This is a genomic window from Paenibacillus sp. FSL L8-0663 (genome assembly GCF_038008125.1).
GTDB classification, from domain to species: Bacteria; Bacillota; Bacilli; order Paenibacillales; family Paenibacillaceae; genus Paenibacillus; species Paenibacillus polymyxa_D.
The window spans coordinates 1,676,801-1,689,204 of the sequence record NZ_JBBOYM010000001.1 but is presented as its reverse complement, the minus strand read 5'-3'; the positions used below and the strand labels follow the sequence as shown (position 1 = coordinate 1,689,204).

Genomic DNA, 12,404 nt, shown 5'->3' with positions numbered 1-12,404 from the left:
TACGAATGTCATTAAGATCGAAGTCCATACGATATGCAATCAACATCACCCCATGCATCATTTTATGGTCATCTTGTAGAGTACTCTTCTAATGTCTCTCCATATTTTAACGCACGTTGGCTTCCGCTGCATTCGAATTGAATATTTTTATTTTTATGATAATGGATAAAAAAGCTAGTAATGCAAACATCAGCCCGCTCCAGATGAGCTGGTGTATTCCCAAGTGAGAGATAAACCACCCGCCCGTAGCAGCCCCTATCGTAATACCTAGATTAGAAAATGAGACAAACAGGCTGTTACCAAACTCTGGAGCTTCTTTCGCTTCCGTGGTTAACCATGTTTGACTAATAATAAGCCCCCCAGAATGCACGGCCCCCCAAATGAGCACAACCACAATCATCGGTAGGAAAGAAGCACCCAGAGCATAGGTGAATACGTAAATGACCATATATAGCAATGGGAACATAATTACGGTCTTGGTCAGATTTTTATGTAATAATCCCCCGAATAAAAAATTTCCAAAAATCATGACGATTCCAAAGACCATCAACATCATACTGATCCATGACCCGTTCATCAGAGTTACTTCTCCAAGATATTCGGCAAAATAGCTATACACCGAAAACATAGCTGCAAAGATAAAAATAACAGTCACAATGTTGAACCACAATTGAGGTTTACGTAATATACCAAGCTGTTTGCCATAAGACATCTTTTCCTGAACTGGCAGGGAAGGAAGCCATACGAGTATTCCCACAAATGCAATCATGCTTACGACAGCTCCAAATAAGAAGGCAGCTTCTAACGATATCTTTTCAGCAAGATAGGAAGTCAAAGGCACGCCAAACGCAAATCCTACCGTAATTCCAGCGAAAACCTTGGTGACGGCTTTACTACTCTTTTCAGGGGGGACCAGATGAGCTGCAGTCACGAGGGCGACCGAAAAAAAGACAGGATGAAAAATAGCGGGAAGAACACGAAAAATGAGCATGACCTCAAAATGAGTGGTATAGGCGTAGACTATATTGGAGATGACAAAACTGAATACAGCGGTTAATAGAATGACTTTACGATTCATGCTGGAAACGAGTAAGGTCAAAAACGGACCTGAAAGGGCAACAACGAAAGAAAATATACTAACGAGCCAACCCGCCTGGGCAGCTGATACATTGAATTTTTGAGTTACTTGAGGAAGAACGCCTATAATTCCCATTTCCGTTGTAATAATACCGAATACGCCTAAAGCCAGAATGATAATAAGTAACGGGTTAACCTTTTTCATTTTAAGTATAAGCCTCCAATTTAATTATATATATAGATTTGTAGATATGTATTGTGAAAAAAAACCTCCTTTCTATTTATAATTCCTTTTGAACATACTCGGCAAATTCCCGGATTGTTTTTTCATTCCGACGATAGTACGTCCACTTCCCAATACGCTCAGACTCTAACAAACCGGATTTTTGCATCGTTAATAAATAACTTGAAATCACAGACTGCGCAAGTCCCGCTTTAGCCTGAATATCTCCCACACATACACCAATTTGAAAATTAAGCCCTTGCTTCAGATAAGCCTGTTCATCAAAAAACTCTTCTGGTTTTTTTAACCACAGCATAATTAGACGGCGAGTTTCGTTTGACAATGCTTTATAAATCAATGACGGTTCCATATAAAACATTATATCTATTTTATTAGATTTGTAAATATAAAGTCCAATGATTACGTAGAAAAATAAATAATAAAGGCTGCTTTCCCACGGGAAATCCGTTGGGAAACAGCCTGTTCAAGTACATATTCAACTACACTGACTTACTCTTATTGGAGCGATACATCAAGTACAGGAAATACGGTGCACCGATCAGTGCGATCAGTAATCCGGAAGGAATTTCAGTCGGCGCAAGCACTGTCCGTCCAATCGTATCAGCCAGCACCAGCATTACCGCTCCCAAGATGCTAGACAGAACGATAGAGCGACGTACATGGTGCCCAATCAACGTACGCACGATATGCGGAGCAATCAGCCCGATGAAGCCAACTGTACCTACACAGGCTACCGCTCCGCCCGCCAGCAGCACCCCCACTGCCATCGCCAGCAACCGGGTGCGGCGCACCGGAAGTCCCAGTCCCATAGCGCTGCTGTCGTCAAACACCAAAAGATCGAAGCGGCGAGCTAGCCACCAGGCTATTGGCAACAACACGAGCAGAAAAGCCAAAATCGTCGCCACCTGCCCCCAGTTTCGAGCGTAGGTACTACCCGTCAGCCAAATATAGCCTGTGCTGCCCCAAAGCGAACCTTGGATAATCAGTATCTGAATGCCAGCTGCTCCGATCGCTGATACAGCAATCCCAAGTAGGATGACCACAGACGGGTTTAGGTGCTTGTTCCATGATAAAAAGAAGATCACCGCCGCCGACACCGTCGCTCCGGCAATCGCCGCGATAGGCAGCATATAAACAGGCAGCCCAGGCCAAACGATAATCACTGCAAGCGCGCCAAAGCCAGCCCCTGAAGAAACACCAATGATCGAGGCATCCGCTAAGGGATTACGAACGGCTAATTGGATCAAGACACCGCTGACCGCAAGCGCGATACCAGCCCCGGCTGCCACCAGCGTGCGCGGAATTCTAAACTGCAGCAGGGCCGAATTTGCGTTTTCACCGCCAAATAGGCCAGATAGCAAATCGCCAACCGGAATTCGCATCCCTCCAAACATCAGGCTGAATACGGTCAACAGCACGGCACCGCACCCAAGCAATGTGACCAGCCTGCCATAGGGTAATTTCCGAGAGCGCACACCTATGTTCATTGAAGATTGTCCATTAATCCCAGAAGGCAGCTTCATCTTCCACAGAATCAACCAAATTAACCAAGGAGCCCCAATCAAGGCCATCATTGCTCCGGTCGGCAGATCCATGCTTGATTGGTGGACCATCTTCGCCAGCACGTCAGCGCCTGTCAACAGTAATGCTCCCCACAGAAAGGAACCAGGCAGCACCCAGCGATGCATTTTTAGGCCGCTTAAGCGCACCAAATGTGGAGCTACCAAACCCACAAAACCAATAGGTCCAATGACGCTAACTGTAATGGTCGACAGCAGGACAGCTAATACAATACCCACCGCCCGGGTCAAACTAACCTTTTGTCCAAGTGACGTGGATGTGGACTCATCCAGATCCAGGACATCAAATTGTCTTGACAGCAGAAAGGCAATGACCGAGAGTCCTACGACCCAGGGCCAGGCGTAAGTCGTCCCGCTCCAGTCGTTTTGCACAAGCGAGCCAGAACCCCAGAGAAACAGTCCCTGCGTTTCAAATGAATAAAAGATATGCAAAGCTCCGGTAAACGAACCGAGAACCATGGATACAATCAAGCCGGCAAGCGCCAACCGAATCGGACTTCCCGCTCGTCCCCCGCCCATGAAGTAAGCGAGTACCGCTGCCAGCAGGCCGCCGACAGCGGCAAATAGAAACGGCGCCTGATGCAGCAGTCCGGGAAACATCACCGCGCCAAGGACAACCACAAAGTAGGCACCAGCGTTAATTCCTAGTGTATCAGAAGCCGCCAGCGGATTTTTGGTGATGGCCTGAAGCAAAGCACCAGCGATGGCAAGCGCACCACCAGCCAGGATTCCGATGACCGTACGTGGCATCCGGAGATCCCACACCATGTTATGTTCAAGCGTATCCTGACGCTGGGTCAACGCCTCAATTACCGTGTGAAGCGGGATCGAAGCCTCTCCATAACACAAGCTTACAAAAAAAAGCACGATGAGGACGATCAATCCGCCCCCAAAGATGCTTCCTACACGCCAAGTCTTCGATAAACCCGTTGTGTCTGTTCGGGTCATTTCGTCAGGGCTCCGACTACCTGATCAACCAGTACTTTGGATGAGATTGGGCCGCCGAACGTCCATGTTGTGCCGTCCAGTGGGTAGGTCCGTTTTTCTTTGACAAAGTTTAGTCCGTTCCATACCGAGTTGTTCTTCATCGCGGCTCCAAATACATCGTCCGTCTTTTGCGTAATATAGATAAAATTGCTGTCCTGCACAGCTGGAAGAGCTTCAATGCCAACGGTGCTAAACCCATACTTCTCGGTCTTGTCCGACTTCCAGTCGTTCACCATGCCAATTTTCGCGAGCGTTCCCACTACAACCGAATTTTCCTTGAACATTCGCAGACTAGCAGCATTTTGAGCTGTGAAGGCCTGTGTCAGCGCATAGTGAAAGTCTGCTTTGCCCGCTTTCTCTAATGTAGCCTTTGCCTCTACGTAGTGCTGGTCAAGTTCGCTTAGGACCTTATCAGCCTGTTCCGTTTTTCCAGTAGCCACAGCGACTTGCTTGAAAATCTCGACCATACGGTCGTAATCATAGCCGTTCCCCTTGTAAGGATCGAATTCTATCGTTGGTGCAATCCCCTTTAGCTGTGCATAGATCGCTGCATTGTTATCGGCGTTAGAGATAATAAGATCCGGCTTGAGCGCCGCAATCGCTTCTAGATTCGGTTCGCCCCGTGTACCGATATCAGTTACGGTATCAGCCAGCTTCGCCTCCGGTGTTACCCACAGCTTGTAGTTTTCATTGTCCGCATTGCCGACAGGCTGTACGCCAAGTGCAATGAGGTCCTCGGTAAACGTCCATTCGAGTACAACCACACGTTCCGCTGGCTTGTCCAGCTTGACTTCCCCATGGTCATCCTTAACCGTAACCGGACCAGCCGTTGTGGATGTCTGCTCAGACCCTGCAGTACCTTCCGTCTTCGAGCTATCCCCAGCCGCACCGCAGCCCGCCAATACAATAGTAAAAACTACAAAAAATAATAGGCTATTCAACATCTTTTTCATTTCTCTCAATCACCCCTGTATGTATATTGCATTGGAAAATGATAATCATTATCAGTAAAAGATTATAGGGCTTAGTGACTTTTGTCAATACAGATAAATCTAAAATTGAATCGCAAACAGGTTCCGTATATGATAGCTTTATCATTATTTAAGGGAGGCTTCATTTACGTGGCGGTATTAATCAACGAGCAAATTAAAGCTGACGAAGTGGTACTCACTGGACTCGCAGGGGAGAAGCTCGGCGTTGTATCCAAGTCAGAAGCCTTGGCTATGGCCCGATCCAAAGGGGTGGACCTGGTCTGCACCTCACTGATGAGCTGTCCACCGCCCTGTAGCTTGGTCGCGAAGGGTAACGGAAAAGCGCTGGCGCAAAAAGAAGCCGCAGCAAGCAAAAATGTCGGCCGAGCCGCAAAAAACAGCGGCAAAGAAAAGATCAAGGAGCTTCGCTTCACTGCTCATATTGAGGAACATGATTACGACACGAAGCTGCGTCAGGCAGACAAACATCTGCGTTCCGGCAAACCGGTGCAGCTGGTCGTTAAAGCGTCTGGTGCAAAAGAAGCGCCTGTCGCCAAAGCGGTACTAGAGCGGCTACTAGTGGATTTGAAGGAAGCCGGAGTGAAGGATACTGGAATCCAGACGGGCGGCAAGGGCTCACAAGTGAAATTAAACCCTCGCTGAATGGCGAATCAGTAAATTGGACCAGTCACTTAGACCGTAGGAAACAGAGGGCCCATTCGGCCCTCTGTTATAAATTCCTTGGTTACAGGGTATGATTCAGGCTCTTTCTTGTCATAGCTACTTTGCACCAAGGGAGCATACCAAAAACGCTTCTCATCCATCAACCTCGATACATACCCGCTTGCTTATTTTAGGATGACGCCGTTCGTTCCCGTTTGCGGTATGACAAACGACCAATCGGCATCCTTGTACAAATGGTTGACGACCTTTCGTTTTAGCGTGAGCTGTTTCGGCATTTGATTTAGCCCATCAACGAAATATCCGGCATCCTCCTGCAGCTCGATTACACCTGAACGATCTGTTGTGTAGCCTCCGCCAAAAAACATCGAATACTCCTTATTATTTTCGTCAACGGCAACCCAAATGTCTTGCGTGAAGTTAGGACTACTGAAGATACCGCCTATCGGAATGGTCGCATACATTTTGCCCGAATTAGAACTGTTGGAACGAAGTTTGAGCCCCTTGAACAGATAAGCATCACCCGAGTCTTCGAATTTAACGGGATGCACAGCTGAAGTTTGAGCCGGGTCGAGCACGACCGACGCCTCGCTTCTCTCTCGAATTATATAGCCGTCCAATACGAATCGAATTTGCTGCTTATCATAGGCAAAATCATTAAACTGGTAGAACCAGTGCGTCTTGCCACTCCAACGGTCCAATCCAGATCGACGTCCGAATTCAGGGTCTCTGTTATCCCCAAGCCATTTCCCGTGTGCATCTTCCAGATGATACTTAAGCTCGTGGAACCCGCTTTGTCCGTTCAGCGCTCGGTCTGCGGCTTCTGGGGTCAACTCTGTAGTATATTCCAATGATCCGCCGCTCGGCGTCCGGGTAGCTCCCTGCATGTGAATACGTAAGCCGCTTGGCGTCTCATACGTTTTATCAATCGGAGTCAGCAACGTTTGCGCTTTGGCTTTGGTTAGATCTGCCTCCACATCCAGTCTCCAATCTCCTTTTACCGTTTTAATAGGAGCTTCCACATTAAGTTTGTCCGCATACAGCCTCAATTCACGGATATGTGCACTAAGCTGCAGCTTGTCGGTCAGTACCGGCCGCATAAAGTCGAACTCAATCCTACTAATATTCTCGTTGCCCCCTGTGCTTACTTCAAAAGGAACAGCGCCAACATCACCTCTCTGGTTATCAAAGAGGCTGAAATCGACATCTTGAATACTAAAATCCCCGGTTACAGCATTTCCTTCAACATCGAAAACTTCGATTCCGATAATCATTCTAGTCGAATCGGCGATAAGTTCGTTGACTTTCAGAGTGTAACCCTGATCTTTAGCACTGGCACCCGAAATCTGTACCAGTCCTGCTTCACGGACCTTCTTCATGCCATTATCCACATAGCTGTCTTTCGCAAACAGCGACCTCACCATATCTGCAAGAGTCGGCTGCGTATACAGCAGTGTGCTAACCACAAATACAACGACGGCGACCACCAAACTCCATACTTTAAACTGTGAAGTGCGTCTGGCAGCGCGGTAATGTTTCACCTGGGCGACGATGGACGTGTCATCGTACGCGGCTGCGTTCTGTTGCCGATTCCTGTATTCAGTCGGTCCCGTCAAGATCTGTGCCTCCGTTTCCGCTGGTTGCTCGCTCGGAGAGTATCTGGATACATCATGATCGCTCGCGTCGGCTCTGTCAGCTGGTTCGATCTCGATTCCTTCCAGCGCCAGCATCACCTGGTCGGTAAACTCATTAGATAGCCTTTCGTGAAACAACAAAATTTCCCAGTTTCTGTCTTCTATCGTCGATTTGCCGTCCTCTGTTTCAAGATTGGCTTTTTTCGTTGTTGTACGATCCCAGACTCTCATAACGTTGCCCCTCCTTGGCTTCTACGGTTTTGCGCAGACTGATTTTAGCACGGTGGACGGCGTTGTTAACCTGCCGAACCGACATGCCAGTAATACCAGCGATCTCCTTGTGACTCAGTTGGTTGGTGTAGCGCAGAATCAACACAAGTCGATAATGCTCGGGCAGCGTCTCTAACAAGCAATCCAATTCGAAACGCAGTTCCTTTTGCAGCAACTTCGATTCAGGTGTTTCACGTTCATATGTATCTTCCTGTGTCAGAGACTTTGGATCTTTTCGGCGTCCACGGTCCTTCTGCAAATTGACAGCAATTGTATACATCCAACCGGCAAAACTCTGCGTCGGGTTATGCGCTCCCAGTTTACGATAGGCTTTAAGTAGTGTCTCCTGAGTCAGATCCTGAGCATCCGCTTCGGAAGACCCCATCTTGCGGAACAATCCGTAAAGCTTATTCTGATAGCGCCGGACAATGCCCGCGTACGCTTGTTTATTGCCTTTTAGTACAGCTTCAATAATTGAATGATCGTCTGTCAGCTCCACGCGTTCCCCTCCTTTTAGGTCTGGCTTTTGTTTGTCTTGCTTCTAAGACTCCTAATCTGCATTTTTTCTCTCACTCGATCCATATAAAAAAGACCTTGAGTTTTTGTTGCCCTCGAGGTCTGAACATATGACTCATTCCTCTATGCCTAGTTCAGCTATGAGAAGATCAGCCTGTCCCGTTTTCATCTGTTTCTTTCTGGGCTAGTCCCATCCAAGTGCTATATCGTAGGGCACAAGTATTGGGTTTACGAAGATTGATTCGAGAAAAGAAAATTATTGACCATAATTTTTCTAGTTCCCTTAAAAAATAACTTCTTCAGATCATCGCTTTACTCATAAAATATATGCATTAAACTTGCCGCTATTTTCCACAGCTCTCCAGCAACAATTTTCAGCTATGGATTCACCCTATAACCCCCTATCATAGCCGTAAGCAAGATAGAAAAGGCAACATGCTTGCTAAAATAAACCCGTTTGGGTACAATCCCCATAACAAAATCGCTTGGGAGGAATTCGAATGAATCGAAAAAATGTCCCCCGTTAAGCCCGAGCTCCTCCATCCATGTTTTAGTTTCAACTCACCCTAATAAAACAGAGGAGGATACTAATGAACATGAATGGACCTGTCAACATTTCTCGAAGTGAGAGACTTCAGACTTGCCACGATATAGCTGCGAGGTTACATGAAGTATATAGAGACAAAATTCTGGCTATAGGGGTCTATGGATCTGTTGCCAAAGGTACTGACGGCCCTTTCTCGGACATTGAAATGTTTTGTGTACTAAGTGAATCAAACGGCCCCGTAGAATTTAGCCATGAATGGTCAGCGGGACCCTGGAAAGCGGAGGTGAACGTCTGTAGTTCAGACGTTCTTCTTAAAATTGCCTCTACTGTTGAGGGCGAATGGCCGTTGACACATGGCCCCTTCTTTTCCCCACTTCGTCTGTATGATCCTGAAGACTTTTTTTCTATATTAAAGGAAGCTGCCGAATCCCCCACAAAGGAAGATTTCAGGCATGCCATCAACGAAGTGCTTGTAGGTGAAATGTACGAGTTTATAGGAAAGCTTAGAAATATCCGTGTACATGGTCCTCTTACCTACTTGCCGTACTTGGTAATGCAGTTTGCTCAATATGGGGCTATGTTAGTTGGGTTGCATAATCAGAAGCTTTTCTCAACGGGTTCAATGGTTCTACCGGAGGCCCTGGAACTGCCGAGTCGTCCAGAAGGATTCGATCATGTAGTTAAGTTGGTTATGTCCGGAGATTTAGCTGAACCAGCGAAGATCATTTCAGCCTGTGAAGATTTCTGGAGTGGTCTTGTGAATTGGGCAGTCGAACATGACTACCTTATTCGATCACAACGGATCCCCTTTTGATCAAAAATAAAATTCGCTTTAATTTCACTTACTATAATATACCATGTTAATATATCATGTTTTTTATATGCCGAGTCCCCCTTTCGTTAAGGGGGAATTTTACTTTTCTTCTGGATGAATAGTACTTCTCCGTTATGTTTTTCCACTGTAATATATTTAAAATTTAAACTACTTGATTTCACCCACTACCTCCTTTATTCTCTGTATATGTAACTCTGTCTTTGCTTATCTATATCCGATGCTCACATACTTTCCTCATTCGTATACACATGCAAAAAATGTACAATTCCAGTGTACTCCATTAAAATTTTACACATAAAGCTTTATATAGATTTTATTTTTGTTAATATCCAACAACAGGGCCTTAGGCACTATGATAGATTACATTTTAATGATATATTGATAGGTACCATAAAAGACTAATTACCCATGGCTTGGGCTGGAGGATGTATGAAAAAGGAATCAAATCAAGACGAAACCAGTTATTTATTTAATGTAGATGTATTAGTTAAAGGCCGTTCGAATGTAGAGGCCCTTCAGTTCCTGCTTAATCTCTTGAGCCAAAACGAACACATTGCGGATAGCCGGATTCAATCCGGTATCGAACTTGGCAATTTAATTGAAGCTGCACTGTACCTAAAAAAACAGTCAGCCGTGAATAGCCCATCTGATGCAGCCGCTACGCTCGCGGAAAAATTTTCTAAAAAGAAATCAGCCGCAATTACGAACAAGCCGCCAGTCGTTCAAGAGATCAAACAATCCCACGTACAGCCAAAGCCTGCAACACAACAAGACCTTAGTACGTATGAATGGATCAAACGCTATATACATGATAATACGCTTGTACGGTTAATCGTAAACCGCTATGGTGGACAACGCAGCATTCCTTGCCGCATCCTCAATCTGGACCATGATAATAGCCTGCTGAGTGTGTATCATGTAGATGAGAAGCAAGTGTACTCCTTTAAAATGAATGAGATCGATGAAATCACATCGTAAATGTAAATACTTCACCAAAAAACGAAGCATGAAAAAAGAGAACGGTCAGGAAAAACATGATGTCTTTCTTGTCCACTCTCTTTTTTTGTATTATCCGAAAAGAACTTTAATCCTCTTTCTTCAGACCCATGGCAGCCCATGCCAGCAATATCCATCCTGCTATAAAACACACGCCTCCTAGAGGGGTGATAGCTCCCAGCACACGGATTCCGGTCAGACTTAGCACATACAAGCTACCAGAAAACAAAATGATACCCGTCAATAACAGACGAGCTGCCCATCTTAGACGGTTGGAAGGCCCCCACTGTCCAGCAGCCAACGCAATGATCAGCAAACCGACAGCGTGAATCATATGATATTTCACACCTGTTTCATATACGGCCAAAGCATCCGCGTCGATCCGGGCTTTCACAATATGTGCCCCGAACGCTCCAATGGCTACCGCCAACATCATCATTATAGATCCCGTAAATATCCATTTCCGTTGCATGTTTGTGTACTCCTTTTCATCTCATCCTTTTAGCCGAATGTTCTTCTTATTTTATCGAAACCGTATGAAGTTTACCAGCCAGCGTGTGTGAACAGACCGCATACAGAATTGGATGATTAGACCCTGTCTTTTGAAGGGTAATGTGTAGGGTGGCTTGCTTTTTTGTTTATTTTGTGGAAAATTAGTACCTGTTCGGACTATGTTCAAGGAGTGGAAAAAATGAGTAACCAAGATCCTAATTTGCAAAAGCCTGCTGCGTCTGAGGAGCACCCTGTTTTTTCAGAATCTCCTGTGTTCCAGCCTCCGGTCAAGCTCAAACATTCCGGTCCCGGAATTGCTTCTTTTATTATGTCGCTTGTCAGTCTGATCGGATATATTATTCTGGCTATTATGGTTATTAATCTACTGGCTCATTTCGGCCAATACCAGACGATGAACCCGGAAATCGCTCTGCAGCAAACCGGAACGGTATTGCTTCCTTTTATTTTTTTAGGCAGCCTGTTGCTGAATTGTAGCGGACTTGTCGTTGGTATCATTGGAATTGCGTTAAAAAATCGTAAGAAAACCTTTGCTATTACAGGCTTAATCATTAATGCACTTATTATTGTAGGCTTTATTGCACTTCTTGCCATCGGTCTTTCCGTTCCGAATAGCACAGCGGATATCTATCCTTCCTCCGTGCAATCTTTATAATTTTTCTGCATCACACAGAGAGGATTCAATGTATGAACAAAATTAAAATTTTTGCCGACAGTACCAGTGATATTCCTACTCACTGGCGGCAACAGTACGAGATTAGCATTGTACCTTTGTATACGGTATTTGGTGATGAAGCATTGCAAGATGGGGTGAACATTCAGCCGGAACAATTATTTCAACGTGTAAGCCGCGAGGGACATTTACCACGTACCGCCGCACCTTCTCCGTCGGATTTTATTCAAGCCTTTACGCCCTACATAGAACAAGGGGACGACATTTTATATATCAGTCTGTCTTCCGAGCTATCATCAACGTACCAGAATGCGCTACTCGCTGCCTCCGAATTTCCGGAAGGCCGCATTACGGTTTTTGATTCCTTGAATTTGTCGTGCGGCTTTGGCCTGCTTGTGATGAAAGCTGCTCGTGCGGCAACCAACGGCAATACGATAGAGCAGATTGTAGACATGTTGACGAAAACCAGGCCGCTAATAGATACGGAATTTGTCATTGATACACTTGAATACCTGTATAAAGGCGGAAGATGCTCAGGCATGCAAAATCTGATCGGCAGTCTTCTCAAAATTCGTCCGGTGATCAAAGTAATTGACGGAAAAATGACGCCAGCCTACAAAGTCCGCGGCAAACGTGAAAAAGCACTGGATCAGATGCTGCAAAACGCTCTGAATCAACGAGATCAGATGGATAACGATATCATTATTGTCGTGCACGCTTTGGCCGAGGAAGATGCGCTGATGCTGCAAGCTCGCTTGAAAGAAGAAACGAACGCACATGAGGTACTGCTAACTACAGCAGGCTGTGTTATTTCCAGTCATTGTGGTCCACAGACTATCGGTATTATGTATGCCAAAAAGGCATAGTTTATCCAATATCAGAC

The 12,404-nt window shown here is 45.7% G+C and carries 12 protein-coding genes; 5 read left to right on the top strand and 7 right to left on the bottom strand.

What is annotated here, in order from left to right; translation table 11 throughout:
• Positions 1 to 106 precede the first annotated feature (106 nt).
• From MKY75_RS07645 to MKY75_RS07630, 4 genes are all read right to left on the bottom strand, one after another.
• Positions 107 to 1,282 carry an MFS transporter gene (locus MKY75_RS07645; protein ID WP_340884889.1) on the bottom strand — a complete coding sequence of 392 codons (1,176 nt, stop codon included), beginning with the start codon at positions 1,280 to 1,282 and terminating at the stop codon, positions 107 to 109.
• A 76-nt stretch (positions 1,283 to 1,358) separates the two neighbouring features.
• The gene (locus tag MKY75_RS07640) at positions 1,359 to 1,670 is read right to left on the bottom strand and encodes an ArsR/SmtB family transcription factor (RefSeq protein ID WP_023987858.1); all 312 of its coding nucleotides are present in this window, start codon (positions 1,668 to 1,670) and stop codon (positions 1,359 to 1,361) included.
• A 130-nt stretch (positions 1,671 to 1,800) separates the two neighbouring features.
• Entirely contained in the window at positions 1,801 to 3,849 is a 2,049-nt protein-coding gene (locus tag MKY75_RS07635) for an iron ABC transporter permease (protein WP_307349105.1), read from the bottom strand.
• Positions 3,846 to 4,841, bottom strand: a complete 996-nt coding sequence (locus MKY75_RS07630) for an ABC transporter substrate-binding protein (RefSeq protein ID WP_340884887.1) — start codon at positions 4,839 to 4,841, stop codon at positions 3,846 to 3,848. Before MKY75_RS07630 ends, MKY75_RS07635 begins: the two co-directional genes overlap by 4 nt.
• A gap of 168 nt (positions 4,842 to 5,009) precedes the next feature.
• Here MKY75_RS07630 and infC point away from each other — a divergent pair, with 168 nt between their 5' ends.
• Positions 5,010 to 5,522, top strand: coding sequence for a translation initiation factor IF-3 (infC, locus tag MKY75_RS07625; protein WP_340884885.1), 513 nt, complete (start codon positions 5,010 to 5,012; stop codon positions 5,520 to 5,522).
• Between the two features lie 185 nt (positions 5,523 to 5,707).
• Here infC and MKY75_RS07620 read toward each other — a convergent pair whose 3' ends face one another.
• Both MKY75_RS07620 and MKY75_RS07615 read right to left on the bottom strand, forming a co-directional pair.
• Positions 5,708 to 7,405: a DUF4179 domain-containing protein gene (locus MKY75_RS07620; RefSeq protein ID WP_029516554.1), complete on the bottom strand. Its 1,698-nt coding sequence runs from the start codon at positions 7,403 to 7,405 to the stop codon at positions 5,708 to 5,710.
• A complete protein-coding gene (locus MKY75_RS07615; RefSeq protein ID WP_238794812.1) occupies positions 7,362 to 7,943 on the bottom strand; it encodes an RNA polymerase sigma factor in 582 nt (193 codons plus the stop codon). Before MKY75_RS07615 ends, MKY75_RS07620 begins: the two co-directional genes overlap by 44 nt.
• Positions 7,944 to 8,550: 607 nt before the next feature.
• Between MKY75_RS07615 and MKY75_RS07610 the strand changes: the two genes are divergently transcribed.
• The gene (locus MKY75_RS07610) at positions 8,551 to 9,321 is read left to right on the top strand and encodes an ANT(4')-I family aminoglycoside nucleotidyltransferase (RefSeq protein ID WP_029516553.1); all 771 of its coding nucleotides are present in this window, start codon (positions 8,551 to 8,553) and stop codon (positions 9,319 to 9,321) included.
• Positions 9,322 to 9,771: 450 nt separating this feature from the next.
• Positions 9,772 to 10,320, top strand: coding sequence for a hypothetical protein (locus MKY75_RS07605; RefSeq protein WP_029516552.1), 549 nt, complete (start codon positions 9,772 to 9,774; stop codon positions 10,318 to 10,320).
• A gap of 106 nt (positions 10,321 to 10,426) precedes the next feature.
• On the opposite strand, the gene MKY75_RS07600 is transcribed toward MKY75_RS07605, so the two are convergent.
• Complete coding sequence (locus tag MKY75_RS07600; RefSeq protein WP_029516551.1) at positions 10,427 to 10,810, bottom strand: DUF423 domain-containing protein; 384 nt, start codon at positions 10,808 to 10,810, stop codon at positions 10,427 to 10,429.
• 219 nt (positions 10,811 to 11,029) lie between these two features.
• On the opposite strand from MKY75_RS07600, the gene MKY75_RS07595 reads away from it, so the two are divergent.
• Both MKY75_RS07595 and MKY75_RS07590 read left to right on the top strand, forming a co-directional pair.
• The gene (locus tag MKY75_RS07595) at positions 11,030 to 11,503 is read left to right on the top strand and encodes a hypothetical protein (protein ID WP_069012792.1); all 474 of its coding nucleotides are present in this window, start codon (positions 11,030 to 11,032) and stop codon (positions 11,501 to 11,503) included.
• 32 nt (positions 11,504 to 11,535) lie between these two features.
• The gene (locus MKY75_RS07590; protein ID WP_340884883.1) at positions 11,536 to 12,387 is read left to right on the top strand and encodes a DegV family protein; all 852 of its coding nucleotides are present in this window, start codon (positions 11,536 to 11,538) and stop codon (positions 12,385 to 12,387) included.
• Positions 12,388 to 12,404 lie beyond the last annotated feature (17 nt).